This window comes from Bradyrhizobium jicamae (assembly GCF_018130215.1).
Classification (GTDB): Bacteria; Pseudomonadota; Alphaproteobacteria; order Rhizobiales; family Xanthobacteraceae; genus Bradyrhizobium; species Bradyrhizobium jicamae_A.
Genome location: NZ_JAFCKQ010000021.1, coordinates 1 through 18896 on the forward strand (window position 1 = coordinate 1; position 18896 = coordinate 18896).

The following is an 18896-nucleotide window of genomic DNA, read 5'->3' on the forward strand; positions in this document are numbered from 1 at the left end:
CGTCAACGGCACCCTTGCGGCAGCCCTTGGGCTCGGACTTCGACTCTGGATCGCGGGTCTCGTCCTCTGGTTCATCGGGCACATGACCGCCGTCTGGGCCGCCAAGCGGGATCCCGCCTTCGTTGATGTGGTGCGCCGACATCTGCGCATTCCCGGTCATCTCAACGCCTGAGCTCTCCATTATGATGAACCTTGCCGAATATCGCCATTCTAACGCGCGCCTCGCCGACTTCCTGCCTTGGGCAGCCCTCGTCGACGAAGGGGTCATCCTGAACAAGGATGGGTCCTTGCAGCGGACAGCAAGGTTCAGGGGACCCGACCTGGATAGCGCAGTGCCGGCTGAACTCGTCGCCGTCGCGGGTCGCTTGAACAACGCCTTACGGCGCCTGGGATCAGGCTGGGCCGTATTCGTCGAGGCGCAGCGTCATTTTGCGGGGACCTACCCGCCCGACTCCTTTCCGGATGTCGCGTCTGCGCTGGTTGACGCGGAACGCAGGGCTCAGTTCGAGGAAGCGGGTGCCCATTATGAGTCCAGTTACTTCCTGACCTTCCTCTATTTGCCGCCGGAGGAAGGGGCCGCCAGGGCAGAGCAACTGCTTTACGAGGGGCGCGATCGCGCCGTCGGAGCCGACGCGCGCGAGGTCCTCCGCGGGTTTCTCGACCAAACAAGCCGCGTGCTTCAACTCGTCGAAGGGTTCATGCCGGAATGCATCTGGCTCGATGATCAGGACACGCTGACCTACCTGCACTCGACGATTTCGACCAAGCGTCATCGCGTTCGCGTGCCAGAAATTCCCATGTACGTCGATGCGTTGTTGGCCGACCAGCCGTTGACCGGGGGGCTCGAGCCGATGTTGGGTACAGCCAATCTTCGGGTCCTGACGATTGTCGGCTTTCCGGGGGCGACGGCCCCGGGAATTCTGGATGATCTGAATCGCCTGGCGTTCTCGTATCGCTGGTCGACCCGCGCGATCATGCTCGACAAGACCGATGCCACCAAGCTGCTGACAAAAATCCGCCGCCAGTGGTTCGCGAAGAGAAAATCCATCGGCGCCATCCTCAAGGAGGTCATGACCAACGAGGCGTCGACGCTGCTCGATACCGACGCCCACAACAAGGCGATTGACACCGACGCCGCCCTGCAGGAACTGGGTTCGGATCAGATCGGGCAAGCCTTTGTCACGGCGACCATTACCGTGTGGGACGGCGATCCCAACGCGGCCGATGAAAAGCTCAGGCTGGTTGAGAAGGTCATTCAGGGACGCGATTTCACCTGCATGATCGAGACGGTGAACGCCGTCGAGGCCTGGCTCGGCAGCCTGCCCGGGCATGTCTACGCCAATGTGCGGCAACCGCCGGTCTCGACGCTCAACCTTGCGCATATGATTCCGATGTCGGCCGTGTGGGCGGGCGAGGCGAGGGATCCGCACTTCAAGGGGCCACCGCTCCTGTTCGGCAAGACCGAGGGATCAACACCGTTCCGATTTTCACTCCATGTCGGCGATGTCGGCCATGCCCTCGTGGTAGGACCGACGGGTGCTGGCAAGTCGGTGTTGCTGGCGCTGATGGCGTTGCAGTTCCGTCGCTACCCGAATTCTCAGGTCTTTGCGTTCGATTTTGGCAGCTCGATCCGGGCGACTGCGCTCGCGATGGGCGGAGATTGGCACGATCTCGGCGGTGCCTTGTCTGACGGAAGCGATCGACCCGTCGCGTTGCAGCCGCTGGCCTGGATCGACGATCCTTCGGAGCGAGGATGGGCCACGGAATGGGTCGGGGCGATCCTCGCTCGGGAAAAGATCGAGATCACCCCGGAGGTCAAGGATTATCTTTGGTCGGCGCTGACGTCACTCGCTTCGGCGCCGAGGGAGGAGCGCACCCTGACGGGCCTGTCAGTCCTGCTCCAATCGAACTCCCTGAAACGCGCCTTGCAACCCTATTGCCTCGGCGGTCCATCCGGGCGCCTGCTCGATGCCGACTTTGAGCGCCTTGGCGAGGCGTCGGTCCAGGCGTTTGAGACCGAAGGCTTGATCGGAACGAGTGCTGCGCCGGCAGTGCTGGCGTATCTCTTCCATCGTATTGCTGATCGTCTCGACGGGAGGCCGACACTCCTGATGGTCGATGAGGGGTGGTTGGCGCTCGACGATGAGGATTTTGCTGGTCAGCTCCGCGAATGGTTGAAGACGCTTCGGAAAAAGAACGCCTCTGTCATTTTCGCGACCCAATCGCTTTCGGACATCGATGGATCCGCGATCGCGCCCGCGATCATCGAAAGCTGCCCAACGCGCTTGTTGCTGCCGAACGAACGGGCGATCGAACCGCAGATCACTGCCATCTACCGCCGCTTCGGCCTCAATGACCGCCAGATCGAGCTTCTGAGCCGGGCAACGCCAAAGCGCGACTACTATTGCCAGTCGCGTCGGGGCAATCGGATGTTCGAACTTGGCCTTGGTGAGGTTGCGCTCGCATTTGTCGCGGCCTCTTCCAAGACAGACCAGGCCGCCATCACGCAACTCATCGCCGAACATGGACCCGACGGCTTCGTGCCTGCCTGGCTCCAGCATCGTGGCGTCGCCTGGGCGACCGATCTGATCCCCAATCTCGTCAATCTGGAGAAATCGCTATGAAGCGTCTTGGTCTATTGGCGGCCACTGGCACCACTGCGCTGGTGCTTGGCGCCTCGGTCCCCGCACGGGCACTGATCGTCTTTGATCCCAGCAACTACGTTCAGAATGTCCTGACGGCCGCGCGGGAACTGCAGCAGATCAATAACCAGATCACCTCGTTGCAGAACGAGGCGCAGATGCTGATCAACCAGGCAAAGAACCTGGCAAACCTGCCATATTCATCGCTGCGGCAACTGCAATCCTCGATACAGCGGACCCAGCAATTGCTGGCACAGGCCCAGCGCATCGCCTACGACGTCCAGCAGATCGATCGCGCGTTCTCGACAAGCTACGCGCCGGCCACCAGCAGCCAGTCGAACCAGTTGCTGATCTCGAACGCTCAATCGCGTTGGCAGAATTCCTATGCCGCAACGCAAGACGCACTTCGCGTCCAGGCTGGCATCGTTGGTAACCTGGATACCAATCGCATCCAGTCGTCCGCGCTCGTAACGTCAAGCCAGGACGCTAGCGGCGCCCTGCAGGCAATGCAGGCTGGCAATCAGATTCTCGCGTTGAACGCGCAGCAACTCGCGGACCTCACTGCTGTCGTGGCGGCACAGGGCAGGGCGCAGAGCCTTGAAGCGGCTCAGCGCGTCTCGGCCCAGGATCAGGGACGAGAACAGCTTCGTCGGTTCCTGACACCAGGGCAGGGCTATCAGTCCTCCAATGTGCAGATGTTCCACTGATGACCGACGTAAGGGCATTCAAGGCGTTGTCTGTGCTCACGACAATCGGCGTATTGGTCATCGCTGCCTGCACGATTCAGCTTCGCGGTAGGGAAGATGCTCCGCGGCCGCCGAAGGCGGAGCAGGTGCCAGATCCAATTAGCTCTGACCTCGCGCGCTGCCGCAGTGTCACTGCGGAGGAAACCGCAGGTTATCGGCATTGCCAGCAGGTTTGGTCCGAAAACCGGCGTCGCTTCTTTGGCAAGAAGAACGGTCCCGTGGATCCCGGCCCAGACGGTTCCCCCGCGGGCGTGGCGTCCGCCCCAAAGGACCAGAGCCGGATCCCGCAAGGCTATCCGCAACCAGGGACACCTGAGGCGAGCAAGCCATGACGGGTACCGGGATCATCGACCAGTTCCTGGAAACGTTCACGCGTTATATCGACAACGGCTTCGGGCTGCTGGGGAGCGATGTCGGATATCTCGCAACAACCCTGGCCACGATCGATGTTACGCTCGCTGCATTGTTCTGGAGTTGGGGAACGGATGACGACATCATCGCGCGCCTCGTCAAGAAGACGCTGTTCGTGGGCGTCTTTGCCTACCTCATCGGAAACTGGAACAGCCTGGCGCGCATCGTCTTCGAAAGCTTTGCCGGCCTTGGGCTGAAGGCATCAGGCGCAAGCCTCTCCGCCGCAGATTTCCTGCGACCGGGAAAGATAGCTCAAGTCGGCCTCGACGCCGGCCGACCGCTGCTCGATTCGATCTCCAACCTGATGGGCTACATCAGCTTCTTCGAGAATTTCGTCCAGATCGTCGTCCTCCTGTTCGCTTGGGTCGTAGTGTTGCTCGCTTTTTTCATTCTGGCGATCCAGCTCTTTGTCACCTTGATCGAATTCAAGCTCACGACCCTTGCCGGTTTCGTGCTCATTCCCTTCGGCCTATTTGGCAAGACTGCGTTCGCGGCAGAGCGGGTCTTGGGCAACGTCATCTCTTCAGGGATCAAGGTCCTGGTCCTGGCCGTCATCGTCGGCATTGGGTCGACTTTGTTTTCGCAATTCACCGCAGGCCTCGGTGGTGCACAGCCTACCATTGAAGACGCGATGACCCTGGTCCTTGCGGCACTGTCTTTGCTTGGCCTCGGTATTTTTGGTCCCGGAATCGCGAACGGGCTGGTGTCCGGCGGACCCCAACTCGGAGCCGGCGCCGCAATTGGAACAGGCCTTGCCGCCGGCGGCATTGTTGCGGCGGGTGCAGGTCTTGCCGCCGGCGGTGCGGGTTTCGCTGGCGGCGCGATTGCGGGCGCCGCGCGTAGTGGCGGCGCTGCCATGAGCGGAGCATCAGCCGCCTACCGGAGCGGCGGCCTTGCCGGCGTCGCGGAGGTCGGCACTTCCGCTGCGATGAGCCCGTTGCGTCGCGCAGCCGCTGCCCTCGGCGGAGGTGGGGAAGCCAGCGCGCAGGGCGCGAGCACTTCGACCGAAGGACAGCCCGATTGGGCGCGGCGCATGAAGCGTGCCGAGACTATTCGGCACGGAGCGTCGGCAGCCAGCCACGCGATCCGCTCAGGCGATCACGGTGGTAGCGGCTCTTCCGTCGATTTGTCTGAAGGAGAGCGCTGACACGCAGCCACTGCGCCTTCGCCACCCGCCGCGCGGCAGCACCTCAAACCCGGACACCGCACGACTCAAACCGATCATTTGATCTCAGGGGCAATTATCGATGTTCAAACGACCATCCGTTCACTATGGGCGCATGCCTGAACCAGTCACACCGTATCAGAAAGCAGCGCAGGTCTGGGACGAACGCATTGGATCGGCCCGCGTTCAAGCCAAAAACTGGCGCCTGATGGCATTCGGCTGCCTGATGCTGTCGGCCGGTCTCGCAGGTAGCCTTGTCTGGCAATCGAGCCAAGGCTCGATCACGCCCTGGGTGGTTGAAGTGGATCATCTCGGCCAAGCCCAAAGGGTTGCGCCGGCCAACATCGACTATCAACCTACTGACGCTCAGATCGCCTACCATCTGGCGCGCTTCATTGAGGACGTCAGGGGCCTGCCGGCCGACGGCATCGTTCTGCGCCAAAATTGGCTCCGGGCCTATGATTTTACGACGGATCGTGGCGCGGCTGCGCTGAACGACTATGCGCGCAACAATGACCCCTTTGCCAAGCTGGGCACGGCCCAAATCTCCGTGGACGTCTCGAGCGTCATTCGCGCGTCTTCGGAGAGCTTCCGGGTGGCATGGACTCAACGCAGTTACGACAACGGCTCGCTGAGTTCGACCGAACGTTGGACCGCAATCCTCACGATCGTGATCGAGACTCCGCGCGACGCCGAACGCCTGCGCAAAAACCCGCTTGGCGTCTATGTCCGCGCCATCAACTGGTCGAAGGAGTTGAACCAGTGACCGATATGACGTCAGAAGCATTTGCGAAGCGTCGCATGCAACATCGCAAGCTCAGTTCGGCTTGGTCCGAGTTCGTGACCGCAAAGCGAGCATTTCTGTCCGCGATCTTGCTTTGTTCGTCGACCCTCGGTGGGTGCGCAACCTACATTCCTCCGGAGATTAGCTATGATGCGGAAGTCCCGCCGCTGCCGGCGCCTCCAGCGCCTGTCGACGAAAACTTGCGACCGCTTCACGTTCCACCGCTCTGGAAGCCGGTTCTCGGCGGCAAGTCGGGAGGGAAAGAAGAGCCTGAACCCGTGAGCCGGGTTGAGACGGCAAACAGCGCAGCGCGGGTCGAACCACGCAGACGCGGGTATTTCAACGCGGCGCAAATCTACGCTTACAGTCCCGGAGCGCTCTATCAGATTTACGCTGCACCCGGGCAGATCACGGATATCGCACTCGAGGAGGGAGAGCAGCTGACGGGATCAGGGCCCATCGCGGCCGGAGATACCGTACGCTGGGTCGTAGGCGATACCGAGAGCGGAAGCGGCGACACGCGACGAGTCCATATCCTGGTCAAGCCGACCCGCGCATCGATCGAGACCAATCTCGTCGTCAATACCGACCGCCGAACCTACCTGATCGAGCTCCGCTCCCGCGAGCGGCCATACATGCCATCCGTTGCCTGGTACTATCCTGAAACGGTACGCGAGCGATTACGTTCAGTCGCCCTGAAACCCGTTCTTCCGGATCCGACGGAGCGCATCTCCCGCTATTCGATCGAAGGCGACAGCCCTCCCTGGCGGCCGCTCTCCGTATATGACGACGGCCGCAAGGTCTATGTCGAATTCCCGCAAGGCATCGTACAGGGCGAGATGCCGCCGCTCTTTGTCATCGGCCCGGACGGTAAGACCGAACTCGTCAACTATCGCGCCTACGGCAACGTGCTGATCGTAGATCGGCTGTTTGCAGCCGCAGAGCTCCGGCTCGGCGGTGAGCATCAGCAGAAGGTCAGGATCGTCAGAACCGACGGGAGGCCGTCGTCATGAACACCCAAAATGGAAACGCTCACGAGCAAGCGGCTCCGCCTGAGACACAGGGGGAGCCGTCCGAAAGCTTCCGCTTGAGAGCAGAGCATCCGCGCGTGACACGACTGTCCCGGAAAGTCCTGGCCGGAGGGAGCGCCGTTGCATTGCTCGTCATCGGTGGAACTGTGTTGTGGTCGCTACAGAACAATCGTCCCCGATACTCGACGACCGACGAGCTTTACAGTACCGATCATCACAATGTTGCCGACGGCATTGCGACACTGCCGAAGGACTATGCTGGAGTTCCGCGCCAGCCAATCCCGCAACTCGGTCCGCCGCTTCCTGGGGACCTCGGTCGACCGATCCTTGCCGCTCAAGGCCAGTCTCCGACGATCGGCGCTGATCCGGACCAGCAGCGTAGGGATCAGGAAACCGAAGCAGCCCGCACCAGTCATTTGTTCGCTTCAACCAACGGACGAGGAGTGCGTCCATCCGCCGCTACGGCGGTTGGAAGCGACCGTGTCGTGCCGGCAAGCGCAGCGAGCACCGGCGACGTTGGATCTGCGCAGAACGGTCAAGACCTCAAGCTTGCCTTCGTAAACGCTACTGTGGATCGTCGCACGGTAAGCCCTGACCGCATCACAAGGCCGGCTTCACCCTACATCGTGCAGGCTGGAACGGTTATTCCGGGAGCGCTGATCACCGGGATCCGATCGGACCTGCCGGGCCAAATTACCGCGCAGATCACCGAGAATGTTTTCGACACGCCGACCGGTCGCTTTCTGCTTGTGCCTCAAGGAGCGCGTCTGATCGGCATCTATGATAGCCAGGTCACATTCGGCCAGTCCCGCGTCCTGCTGGTCTGGACTCGGCTGATCATGCCGAACGGACGTTCTATCGTTCTCGAGCGGCAGTCAGGCACTGACGCCGCTGGTTATGCAGGTCTCGAAGACGAGGTCGATAATCACTGGGGTGCGTTATTCAAGGCGGCGCTGCTGTCGACACTGCTTGGTGTTGGAAGTGAACTCGGCGCCGGTTCTGATAGCGGTATCGGTAACAACGGGGGTCTCATTCAGGCCCTCCGGCTCGGAACAAGCGATAGCCTGAACCAGACCGGGCAAAAAGTCGTTCAGCGCAATCTCAACATACAGCCAACGCTTACGGTCCGGCCCGGCTTCCCCGTGAGGGTGATCGTGAACCGCGATTTGGTACTGGAGCCGTACAAAGGTTAGGAGACACCGAGATGTCAAAACTGAAGCTAGGCGCCATTGCGGACGATAAGCCGGTAAAGCTTGCCATCGAACTCCCCGCAAATGTTCACCGCGATTTGCTTGCCTACGCCGAGGCGCTGGCCCGCGAAACCGGGCAAGCGATCACCGATCCCTCAAAGCTGGTGTCGCCGATGCTGACGCGCTTCATGACGACCGACCGGGCGTTTGCAAAAGCTAGGCGTAAGAATCGAGTCGAGCACAAGCAATAACCTCGCTTTAGCGAGTTCAAGAGGCGCTGGATGTTCGCTCTCCATTTGAAATTTGCATAGCCCGATCCAGGCCGAACCACGCCGTCCGAAAATTTCCAGCACCGACGCCGTGGACGTCGCCCCCAAGGTGACACTCGGTGGGCCGCCAGCGCCGACTCGCACCTAAGCCATTGATAGATTTCGGACACAAGGCGCCGTTTCGGTGCGAGTTCGCCTCTCGGTATCCCGAAGCAACCGCACCGTTCCCATACGCTTGATAGCTCTTGTATTGTGACATGATATATGTGATATCATGTCTCAAACAGAGCAGAAGGCTCATTTCGGAGAGCCCAAAAGCCATTCCAGTTCCAGGAGGAGAAAAAGATGAGCCTTCGCCATCCAACGATCGCAGGACTGACTATCGCGTTCTGCGCCGGCGCGAGTTCGATGCTCGCCGCGCAAGAAGCCAAGCCCGAACCCAAAGGCGGCTATACCGTCGGCTTCGTGAGCGCGGCCATCGGTCTACCCTTCTACCAAGCCATGAAATGCGCAGCCGATAAGGCTGCGGGTGCCCACAACATCAACCTCATCTGGCAAGGTTCGCAGTCCATCGCACCGCGCGACGAAATGCAGGTGCTTGAAGCGGTCGCGGCGCAGAAACCTGACGGCATCATTCTTGTGCCGTGGGATTCGACTGCGTTCGTGGCTCCGACGCGCAAGCTCATCGAGGGCGGCACGCCTGTCATCACGGTGGACGGTAGCCTCGTTGAGCCTGCGGATTTGCAGAACATCCGCACTTCGAATCTCGATGCCGGCAAACAAGCGGCGCGAGACGTAGCCCAACTGATTGGGCACAAAGGATCCGTACTGATCCTGACTGCGGCTCCGGGCAATGCTGTGCAGAACGAGCGGTGGACTGGGTTCAAGCAAGTTTTAGATACCCATTACAAGGACATTAAACTGCTCGACGTCCAATACGTTGGATCCGATGCAGGCAAGGCGGCCGCTGTCACGTCAGCGTCCCTGGTCGCGAACGCTGACCTCGCCGCGATATACACCACTCAGGACGCTGGCGCGGAAGGTGCAGCCAATGCGTTACGCGCTGCGGGCAAACGAGGGCAGGTACGCGTCATCGCCTACGACGCAACGTTACGACAGGTTGAATTGCTCAAGGCTGGTGAATTCGACGCGCTCGTTGCCCAGAGCCCGCGAGACATTGGGACGCAGATGATCGAGTCCATCTACAAAGAGCTGAAGGACGGCAAAGAGAAGGCAGCGCTGCCTTATCAAGTCCATGCGAAGTTCAAGTTCCTCACTCGCGAAAATGTCAACACCGAGGACAGCAAGGGCTACATCTATTCTCCCGACTGCAAATAAGCGGTCGCTTGCGGGCGTCGGGAGATTCTCAATTCATCGCTCGCAAGCTCCGCCTTCTCAGGGGTCGGATAAGGATTGTGTTCGCGAATGTCTGTTGTTCTTGAAGTTAGAAACGTCAACAAGCGCTTCGGCCAGATCGTTGCTTTGGACGATATCAGCCTTGAATTGAACGCGGGCGAGATCGTCGCGCTGCTAGGCGACAACGGTGCCGGCAAGTCCACATTGATGAACATCATGTGTGGCGCCATGGAGGCATCGAGCGGCGAAGTTCTTGTGCAGGGGCAGGCAATCCACTCGCCGCAGCACGCGCAGGAACTGGGCGTCGGTATGGTCTATCAGGACCTCGCGTTGGCCCCACACTTGACCGTGGCCGAGAATATGTTCCTCGGGCGCGAAACGATGATGCCTGGCATCGCAGGCATATTGCAATGGGTCGACCGACGAGAAATGGACCGGCGCGCAAGCGAGGAAATTACTCGGCTAGGGATCAGAACCCTTCAAGACGTCCGGATGCCGGTCCAACTTCTTTCGGGAGGCCAGCGACAGGTGGCGGCGATTGCTCGTGCGCTCATGTGGACTAAGGTTACCATCCTGCTCGATGAGCCTACTGCCGCGCTAGGGCCCAAGCAGGTTTCGCTCGTCCTGGATGCAATTCGGTCGATCGCCGAGAGAGGCTTGTCGGTTTGTATCATTGCCCACGACATACCCCACATTCTTCAGGTGGCTGATCGGCTCGTCATCCTTCGTCGCGGGAAGGTCGTGAAGTCAATGCAGGCCAAAGGGCGCTCCGTCATGGATGTCGTCGCTTTGATGGTCGGTGATGAAAGCGCGATCGATGTCTGAGATGGCTTCCCCGACTGTCTTACCCAAACAGGAATATCAGCCGTGACCACCTCAGAAGTTACCAAGATGGAGCAGCCTGGCTTGACCAAGGTGGAGGGGATCAGACACTTCACGCCAGCCTTGTTGGGCGGAAACGCGCTCTGGGTGCTCCTCCTCAACGTCGGGCTCGTCGGAGTTTTCCAGGTTCTGTCACGCAATGGGGCGTTCCTCAATCCCGCAAACGTCAATTCGATCCTCATCTCCTACTCGCAGGTCCTACTTCTGGTCTTTGCGCAGACAATGCTTCTAGGCGCCGGGCAGATCGATCTTTCACAAGGATCGACTGTGGTCTTGTCTTCGGTGGTTTCGGGCATGACGCTCATTTCCGTCTCACAAGGCGGCGATCCCGGAGCGGCGATGACTTTACCAATCTTGATCGCCGTGGTGATCGCGGTCGGTGCCGCGGTCGGGCTGATCAACGGGCTTTTGGTTGGCTGGCTGAGAATCAATTCGCTGGTTGCTACGCTTGGGATGCTGGGCATCCTTCTCGGCGCAGCCCAAGTCATCACAAAGGGGGATAATCTCTTTGGCGTTCCGCTGTCGATTCAGTCGCACTTTGGGATGGCCTCGCTTTTTGGAATTCCGATGCCGACGGTGACGTCGGCCGCGATCGTCGGCCTCCTGTGGCTGCACTTTCGACAAGGCCGTTTCGGAATCCATACGATTGCAATCGGTTCGTCGGAGCGTGCCGCCGTGCGAAACGGCATCTCACGGACAAAGCATCTGGTGCTGCTCTACACTGTAGCCGGAGCGCTTTGCGGGATTGCGGGGGCGTTCGATCTTGCCCGTTTCACAACTACCGACATCGGGGGCCATACTAACGACGCGCTCGCGTCGATCTCGGGGGCAGTGATCGGGGGAACGAGCCTTTTCGGGGGACAGCCCTACTTTTTCGGAGCCGTGCTCGGTGCGATGCTGGGGCTCATTCTGCAGTCAGGCCTCGTGATATTAAACTTTCCACCCTTTTACCAGACCATCGCGATCGGGATGATTCTCATCATTGCCGTCGCCGTTGACAGCCTAAAATCCCAGAACGCCGCACGCTAATCGCGTCAACTTCTCCAAATTTCGGAAAAGGCGAGAACGACCGTGACTCAATCACCCACTCAAGACATCTTAAATCTCTACACGACCACCGACGCGGTGGGTCTTGCTCAGCACGTCAAGAAGCGTGACGTGACCGCCGCCGAACTTGTCGAAGCCGCGGTGAGCGTCATTGAGCGGGTGGACCCGTCGATCAATTCGGTCGCGATCAAAAGCTACGACTCTGCTCGGGAGTGCGCTCACGGAGTCGGCGAGAGAGGAGTTCTCGCGGGCGTGCCACTCCTGCTGAAGAACGTCGGCTCGGCCTGCAATGGGTTGCCGCTCGACCTGGGGCTCAAAGCGCTCCAAGGCCGCAACTGGTCCAAGGAAACCGAGATGGTGCGTCGCATCCGGTCGGCAGCTTTGTCGATCATTGGGCGCAGCAATGCGCCGGAGTGCGGCTGGTCGCTTGGTACCGAGAACCGACTTTACGGTACGACTCGCAACCCTCATGACACAAGTCGAACCGCCGGGGGCTCATCGGGGGGCGCAGCGGCGGCGGTGGCGGCACGACTCGTGCCTCTGGCTGAGGCCTCGGACGGGGCGGGCTCGATTCGGGTCCCCGCTTCGTGCTGCGGCGTCGTTGGTCTGAAGCCGGCCCGAGGGCGGATCACGTATGGCCCGGAGGGCGTAGATAACTGGTTTGGTTGCGTCAGCACGCTCTGCAACAGCCTTACAGTTCGCGACACTGCCGCCTTCCTCGACGTGACAGCGGGTAACATGCCGGGCGATCCATACGTTCCGCAGCGCTCGGCCAAAAGCTGGCTCTCGCTGCTCGACCAGCCGCCACGTAGTCTACGGATCGGCTACGTTATGGTCGCACCTTGGGGCGGCTCTTTAGATCCCGAGGTGTGCGCCTCGTTCGAGGATAACCTGCGTCTTTTGGAGAGCTTTGGCCACAGGTTGGAAGAGCATCGTGTCGCTACCGATCTCGAAGCTGCTTGGTGGCGCTATAGTGACATCGTATCAGTCGAATACGCCCGCGAGTTTGAGGACTTGGGCGGGATGATTGGTCGTCCCTTAAAAGAGGACGACTTTTGCCCATTTAACTGGGCGATGGTGCAGCACGCTAAATCTCTGTCAGCCGGGGCGTATTCGGCCAGCATCGCTGCAATCCGGAAAGCGGGCCAACAACTCGCGATAGAACTTTCGGCATATGATGTCCTTGTCACGCCTACTCTGACGCAATTGCCGCGTCCCGTGAATTACTGGTCAATGGAAGAAAGAGATTGGCGGACGTACCTCGCTCGCTGGTCGGATGCGGTCTACATGTTCGCATTCAATATTTCCGGCCACCCTGCCATCTCGGTGCCGGGCAAACCCTCCACCTCTGGACTGCCAATCGGGATACAGTATGTAGGCGCGCGTAGTGATGAGGCGACGCTACTGCAACTCGCCCGTCAGACAGAGGTTGCCGCGCCCTGGATCGGGCATATTCCCGGAGTCAGCGCGCTCACTCGAGCGTCTGCGGTGTCCTTGCAAGCTCCTCGATCCGAGGCAGCAGGAACTCAGCGGCCTTTGTGATGTCGGCGACCAGATGGCGGCGTACGTCCGCTCCGTCAGCGCGAGCGAGCGCTTCCAGGATAAGGCGATGTTCCTCGGTCGCGTGGGGTTCGTAGCCGGGTCGAGCGAAAAGCTCATTCATGTAAACCCCGACCTCGCCCCACAAGTTCTGGATGATGCGAACAAGGCGCGGGGACCTCGAATGACTGTAAATGGCAAAATGAAACTGCTGGTTCATCGTGACATAATCCGTGTAGCGTCGCTCACGCAGCGCCACGTCGGTGCGATCGGTCAGCTTGGTAAGTTCAGCAAGCGCCTCTGGAGGCAGATAGTTCGCGGACATTTCACCTGCGAGCCCTTCAAGCTCACGGCGGATGCGGAACAACTCAGTGAACTTCTCTGGATCCCAGTCGGGAACCGCGATGGAGCGATTGGCGAGCATAACAAGCTGCCCCTCACCCACGAGCCTGTTCAGCGCTTCGCGCACCGGAGTGGTGGAGATTCCGTACGTCTGCGCCAGCGTACGGATTACCAGAACTTGCCGGGGTTTGAATTGCCCGGCGATCAATCCGCCTCTGATCGCATCGTAGGCGCGGTCATTCAGCGGCTTGTATTCTATCTTTTCCATCTTCTCTCCGACTATTCGACGCCGTCGAAGCTAGGGGTTTCCGTAGCTTGGCATCATCTTCCACATCATGATCGCGCGCGTGACATCGTATATCAACGTAACAAGCATGTCATCCGCGTGGCCGTCTACGTTGGTTGAGGGGGAGCAATGACTGAGACCCAGCCAGCCTTTGTCGGGGGAGAGACGCTCGCGTCACCCAGCCCCAAGCTGACCACCAGCGAGGCGGAGAAACTGGCTCGCGACTTGTACGGGATCGAGTGCCGGGCCCACATGCTGACGGCCGAGCGCGACCAGAACCTATTGCTTGAAGTCGACGGCTGCAGCCGTTTTGTTATGAAGATATCCAATCCCGGCGAGGTACGCGCGGTCACTGATTTCCAGACCGCTGCCTTGTGCCATGTCGAGTGCTCTGATCGTCACCTGCCGGTGCCGCGCATCCGGCGAACGCTTTCTGGTGCAACAGAAGCGCCCATCGTGCTTGCCGACGGACGGCAGAGTGTAACTCGGGTAGTCACCTTTCTTCCAGGCCGACCGCTCGTTGCCGCCCCCGGTTCTGCGCGCCAAAGAGCAAACCTTGCCCGCTGTCTGGCGAGGCTCGATCGCGCGCTTCAGGGTTTCTCGCACCCGGGACAAGGACATTATTTGCAGTGGGACATCACCCATCTCGACCGCCTGGAGCCGCTGCTGCCAAACATCAAGGACCCGATTGGCCGCGAGCTGCTGGAAGGCGTGTTGGAGGAATTCCACGATCGGGTGCAGCCTGCGTTTGGCGAACTTCGGAGGCAGGTGATCTACAACGACTTGAACTTCTACAATGTGTTGGTTGACGAAGCCGACCCCGACCACATTACAGGAATAATTGACTTCGGGGACATAGTCGCGGCACCCCTGGTTAATGACGTAGCCGTGGCAGCCTCATACCAATTCGGTTCAGCGGGCGATCGTGGAGCCGTAGCCGACTTTGTGGCCGCTTATCACGCCGCGCTGCCCCTTACCGTAAGCGAAGTTGCAATACTCCCTGCGCTGATCGCCGCACGTCTAGCGACTACAGTTCTGATCACTAGCTATCGCGCACAGTGCTATCCCCAAAACAGCCTCTACATTCTGCGCAATGCGTCTGCCGCCTGGACAGCGCTAAAAGTCTTGCGCGCGCCGGAATGGCACCAAGATGGTGGTTGGCTCAAAGACGCTCTGATGGACAAGGAGAGACTGTGACCGTCATCGATACCGCAATGGCCAATGCCTTTGTCGCTGGCCGGACAGTGCTCGCGTCGGAGGAGCAAGCGCTGGTAGAAGCGCGAGCGCGTTTGCTCGGACCTGCGTACCGCCTAATGTATAACTCTCCTCTGCACTTCGTGAAAGGTGAGGGTGTCTGGCTGATTGATGCCGCAGGGCGGCGCTATCTCGACGCCTACAACAACGTCACTTCGCTGGGCCATTGTCACCCTGCGGTAGTCGAGGCGATCACAAAACAAGTGGCGACGCTGGCCACCAATACGCGTTACCTGCATGAAGCGATCCTGGAGCTTGCTGACCGCCTGATCGCGACGATGCCTAATGGTGCAGGTCATTTGATGTTGACCTGCTCTGGCAGTGAGGCAAACGATCTCGCCTGGCGCATCGCCCGGTCGGCTACGGGTGGCACCGGTGTGATTGTGACGGAGACCGCCTATCATGGCATCACTGATGCCGTCGCGAAGTTCTCGCCTTCGCTCGGCTCAGCGGTTGAGCTAGGATCACATGTCGCGCTAGTTCCCGCGCCCGACGGGCGCACCGGCGATCCGTGCGAGAGTTTCCCGCGTGCTGTCGAGGCGGCCGCCGCGAAGTTGCAACGCCACGGCGTCCGACCCGCAATGTTGATAGTTGATTCCATGTTTACAAGCGATGGGATCTTGGCTGACCCGTCGGGCTTCCTGTCTCCTGCGGCGGAGGTGATCCGTCGCGCGGGCGGGTTGTTCGTGGCCGACGAGGTGCAATCTGGCTTCGCTCGCACTGGCGGTCAGATGTGGGGGTTCCAACGCCACAGTGTGGTGCCTGACATTGTCACCATGGGCAAGCCGATGGGCAACGGCCAGCCGGTAGCGGGATTGATAGTACAGCCAGAATTGGTTCAGGATTTTGGACGTCGCGCACGATACTTCAACACATTCGGCGGGAATCCCGTGTCCTGCGCGGCCGCTCTAGCTGTGGTCGACACTATCGCGCAGACGGGGCTAATGGAAAATGTCGCCCGCATGGGGGAGCGTATGCGCAAACAGCTACGCGCGTTGGCAGTTCGTCATCAGGCGCTCGGCTCAGTGCGTGGGGCGGGGCTCCTGTGCGGGGTCGAAATTGTAGACGGAACTGAACCGGACGCGATCGAGACCGCGCGCATCGTCAACGGGATGCGCAACCGCGGAGTGCTGATCAGTTCATGTGGTCGCAATCACAACATCCTGAAGATCCGCCCGCCCCTGGTGGTGACAGAGGAGCATGTGGATTTGCTCGTTGGTACGCTCGGCGAGGTTCTGGCCGCGCGATAATCGAGAGGAGAACCGATCGATGAACGATGCTCCCGGCTGGCGCCGCTTCACCGAATGGGACGCGCGTCCTCTGCGCAACGATCAATTCGCGAGGGACGATCCGGAGGCGGGCTTCGCCACCTTTTCCAGTCCGTGGGATCCATCGCCGTCCGCGCGGCTTGAGGGTGGCCGCATTGTGGAGATCGATGGCAAACCGGAGGCTGAGTTTGATATCCTCGATACCTTCATTGCTCGCCACCACCTTGACCCCGACGTGTTGCAGGAGGCGATGGCGATGGATCCCGCTGCGGTCGCGCGAATGCTTGTCGACATCAACGTGTCGAGGGATCGGCTTGAGCATCTGGCTCGCGGGATGACGCCTGCCAAACTCGTCTCTGTCGTCGCGACGATGTCGGCCCTTGAGATCACGTTCGCATATTCGAAGATGCGGCAAAGAAGGACCCCCGGAAATCAGGCACATGTAACAAATGCCAAGGACGATCCCCTGCAACTCGCGGCCGACAGTGCTACCGCCGTAGCACTTGGCTTCGACGAGATCGAGACGACGATGCGGGTTGCCTCCAACGCTTGGGCCAATGCGTTAGCCTGCACGGTAGGGGCCGCTGTCGGCCGAGGAGGCGTGCTCTTCCAGTGCTCTATCGAAGAGGCGGAGGAACTCCGCATAGGCTTGGCTGGGCTCTCCTCCTACGCCGAGACGGTCTCCGTCTACGGCACGGAACAGGCCTTCGTCGATGGCGACGACACGCCCTGGTCCAAAACGTTCCTGACCGCCGCCTACGCCTCGCGTGGAATCAAGGCGCGCTGCACGTCTGGTGCCTCATCAGAGCTGCTCATGGGCTTCCATCAACGCCAGTCCGTTCTCTATCTTGAGGCCCGCTGTCTCTGCTTGCAACGGGCGATGGGGGTGCAGGGCACTCAGAACGGCGGCATCGACGGCGCGCCGCTCACGGCCTCCATGGCCGGCGGGCTACGTGAATTGATGGCAGAAAATCTCATCGCCGTTTGGCTCGGACTCGAATGCGCATCGGGCAACGACACACGAATCAGCGAATCCGAGATCCGCGTGGGAGCGAAGATAACGCCTTATCTGCTCGCGGGGTCAGATCTCGTCTGCTCGGGGTTCGGCTCGATCCGCAAATACGACAACACGTTCAACGCCTCGCTTTTCAATGGCGAGGAGATCGAAGACTACCTCGTCCTCCAGCGCGACTTCGAGGCGGACGGTGGCCTCACCCCCGTGACCGAGGAGCAAGTGGCGGCGGTGCGAATGCGCGCGCTGACTGCGATCCGCGCGGTCTTCGAAGAACTGGGACTGGCGGAGGTGAGCGAGGCGCGCCTTCTGTCAGTTGCCGTCGCCTCCGGCTCGCGGGAGACAGAGAGTTTCACCGTTGGCGAGGTCACTCGCATCAGTTACGCTATCCGCGACCGCGGCCTGACAGCGGTGGATGTGGTCCAGGCGCTGGCGCGGAGGGGCTTTATACATGAGGCGGAAAACCTTCTGCTTATGCTGCGCCAGCGCGTCTCGGGGGACTACCTCCAAACCTCCGCAATCCTGCGAAACGGGCGGGTGCTGAGCGCGTTGAATGACCCAAACGACTATCATGGGCCGGGCAGTGGCTACCGCATGTCGGAGGCCCGTTGGTCAGAAGTACGCGAGATCCGTAACATCCAGACCCGCGACAGCGTGCTGGCGAACGAATGCCGTCATGACCCAACCGCGGCGCCTTGGCTGGTGCCGCAGCGAATCGCAGCAAAGGGCGTAGATTCTCACGAAGTGGTCATTGGCGTGAGCCCTGCTTTCGGGATCCAGATCAACCAAACCACGGCGGGGCACGACCTCATTGACGTGCTGATGGCGCTGACGCAAGGGGTGCGTGACGGTGGTGGCAAGCCCCGGGTCGTCCGCATCCACCACACGGCGGACACCTCCTTTCTCGGGCTCACAGCCGCGCGGCTATCCGGTTCGGGTTACGGCATCGGCATCCAGGCCAAGGGGACGGCAGTGATCCATCGCGCCGACCGCGCGCCGCATCTGAACATTGAACTCTTCTCCAATACGCCGGTTACGAGCCTTGAGCATTACCGCGCGATGGGTCGCAACGCGGCGCTCTATGCTTCCGGTGAAGCACCTGAGCCAATAGTGGTGCCGGTAGACGGGCAGGCGCTGGGCGCCCGTTACCACGTTCGTGTCGCGTTGCTCTACGCGATCGAGACGGCACTCGTCGATCCCAATGCCGAGCCAATTGAGCTTCTCCTGGCGCTCGGACAGGAGGGCCGCCCGTGAAGAACCCACTCGAACTCTACCCCGTGTCTGAACGCGCACCGGAGCGCGCCGTCTCAGCTTCCGGCCTGCCGTTGGAACAACTCACTCTAGAAGAGGTGGTGGCGGGCCGAATCGGCGCAAGAGACATCACCATCTCATCCCAGGTGCTACGGCTTCAGGCGCAGATTGCCCGTGCCGCAGGGCGCGAGACGCTCGCCCGCAACATCGAACGCGCGGCCGAACTCGTCACTGTGCCGCAGGAGATTATTCTCGAGACCTACGAGATGATGCGTCCTGGCCGCGTTACGGATCCCGTGGTGCTGACCGCGCGCGCGGAAATGATGCGCCGAAAGTACGGCGCGACGAATATTGCCGCGCTTATTGACGAAGCGGTCGCAGTCTATACCCGCCGAGGTCTCTTTCGCCGCCGCTACTGATC

Annotated in this window: 17 protein-coding genes and 1 pseudogene; 17 read left to right on the forward strand and 1 reads right to left on the reverse strand. The window is 60.5% G+C overall.

Annotated features, from left to right (window positions below):
* The 13 genes and pseudogenes from JQ586_RS40575 to JQ586_RS22020 form a co-directional block, all read left to right on the forward strand.
* Window positions 1-172 (forward strand): annotated as a pseudogene (locus JQ586_RS40575) (conjugal transfer protein); the annotation flags it as partial.
* A 10-nt stretch (window positions 173-182) separates the two neighbouring features.
* Window positions 183-2624 (forward strand): conjugal transfer protein TrbE, encoded by a 2442-nt coding sequence (gene trbE / locus JQ586_RS21965; protein ID WP_212396704.1) that lies wholly within the window; start codon window positions 183-185, stop codon window positions 2622-2624.
* Window positions 2621-3349: a P-type conjugative transfer protein TrbJ gene (gene trbJ / locus JQ586_RS21970; RefSeq protein WP_212396705.1), complete on the forward strand. Its 729-nt coding sequence runs from the start codon at window positions 2621-2623 to the stop codon at window positions 3347-3349. Before trbE ends, trbJ begins: the two co-directional genes overlap by 4 nt.
* Window positions 3349-3720 carry a putative entry exclusion protein TrbK-alt gene (trbK-alt, locus tag JQ586_RS21975; protein WP_212396706.1) on the forward strand — a complete coding sequence of 124 codons (372 nt, stop codon included), beginning with the start codon at window positions 3349-3351 and terminating at the stop codon, window positions 3718-3720. Before trbJ ends, trbK-alt begins: the two co-directional genes overlap by 1 nt.
* On the forward strand, window positions 3717-4946 hold the full coding sequence (trbL, locus tag JQ586_RS21980) for a P-type conjugative transfer protein TrbL (RefSeq protein WP_212396707.1): 1230 nt from the start codon (window positions 3717-3719) through the stop codon (window positions 4944-4946). Before trbK-alt ends, trbL begins: the two co-directional genes overlap by 4 nt.
* A gap of 100 nt (window positions 4947-5046) precedes the next feature.
* Window positions 5047-5730 (forward strand): conjugal transfer protein TrbF, encoded by a 684-nt coding sequence (trbF, locus tag JQ586_RS21985; RefSeq protein WP_212396708.1) that lies wholly within the window; start codon window positions 5047-5049, stop codon window positions 5728-5730.
* A gap of 35 nt (window positions 5731-5765) precedes the next feature.
* A complete protein-coding gene (gene trbG, locus JQ586_RS21990; protein ID WP_212396783.1) occupies window positions 5766-6761 on the forward strand; it encodes a P-type conjugative transfer protein TrbG in 996 nt (331 codons plus the stop codon).
* A complete protein-coding gene (locus JQ586_RS21995) occupies window positions 6758-7972 on the forward strand; it encodes a TrbI/VirB10 family protein (protein WP_212396709.1) in 1215 nt (404 codons plus the stop codon). The genes trbG and JQ586_RS21995 overlap by 4 nt, the downstream gene beginning before the upstream one ends.
* 11 nt (window positions 7973-7983) lie before the next feature.
* Window positions 7984-8220, forward strand: coding sequence for a DUF2274 domain-containing protein (locus JQ586_RS22000; RefSeq protein ID WP_212396710.1), 237 nt, complete (start codon window positions 7984-7986; stop codon window positions 8218-8220).
* 363 nt (window positions 8221-8583) lie between these two features.
* Complete coding sequence (locus JQ586_RS22005; protein ID WP_212396711.1) at window positions 8584-9576, forward strand: substrate-binding domain-containing protein; 993 nt, start codon at window positions 8584-8586, stop codon at window positions 9574-9576.
* An 87-nt stretch (window positions 9577-9663) separates the two neighbouring features.
* A complete protein-coding gene (locus JQ586_RS22010; protein WP_212396712.1) occupies window positions 9664-10419 on the forward strand; it encodes an ATP-binding cassette domain-containing protein in 756 nt (251 codons plus the stop codon).
* Between the two features lie 42 nt (window positions 10420-10461).
* Entirely contained in the window at window positions 10462-11505 is a 1044-nt protein-coding gene (locus JQ586_RS22015) for an ABC transporter permease (RefSeq protein ID WP_212396713.1), read from the forward strand.
* A 42-nt stretch (window positions 11506-11547) separates the two neighbouring features.
* Complete coding sequence (locus tag JQ586_RS22020; protein ID WP_212396714.1) at window positions 11548-13065, forward strand: amidase; 1518 nt, start codon at window positions 11548-11550, stop codon at window positions 13063-13065.
* Here the strand turns inward: JQ586_RS22020 and JQ586_RS22025 are convergent.
* Window positions 12995-13672, reverse strand: a complete 678-nt coding sequence (locus JQ586_RS22025; RefSeq protein WP_212396715.1) for a GntR family transcriptional regulator — start codon at window positions 13670-13672, stop codon at window positions 12995-12997. The genes JQ586_RS22020 and JQ586_RS22025 overlap by 71 nt on opposite strands.
* Before the next feature lie 147 nt (window positions 13673-13819).
* On the opposite strand from JQ586_RS22025, the gene JQ586_RS22030 reads away from it, so the two are divergent.
* Genes JQ586_RS22030 through JQ586_RS22045 form a run of 4 tightly spaced genes read left to right on the forward strand, consistent with a single transcriptional unit; the run spans window position 13820 to window position 18894 of the window.
* Entirely contained in the window at window positions 13820-14887 is a 1068-nt protein-coding gene (locus tag JQ586_RS22030; RefSeq protein WP_212396716.1) for a phosphotransferase, read from the forward strand.
* Window positions 14888-14904: 17 nt separating this feature from the next.
* A complete protein-coding gene (locus JQ586_RS22035; protein WP_212396784.1) occupies window positions 14905-16194 on the forward strand; it encodes an aspartate aminotransferase family protein in 1290 nt (429 codons plus the stop codon).
* 19 nt (window positions 16195-16213) lie between these two features.
* Window positions 16214-18478: a propanediol/glycerol family dehydratase large subunit gene (locus tag JQ586_RS22040; RefSeq protein ID WP_212396717.1), complete on the forward strand. Its 2265-nt coding sequence runs from the start codon at window positions 16214-16216 to the stop codon at window positions 18476-18478.
* Window positions 18475-18894 (forward strand): diol dehydratase small subunit, encoded by a 420-nt coding sequence (locus JQ586_RS22045; RefSeq protein ID WP_212396718.1) that lies wholly within the window; start codon window positions 18475-18477, stop codon window positions 18892-18894. Before JQ586_RS22040 ends, JQ586_RS22045 begins: the two co-directional genes overlap by 4 nt.
* Window positions 18895-18896 lie beyond the last annotated feature (2 nt).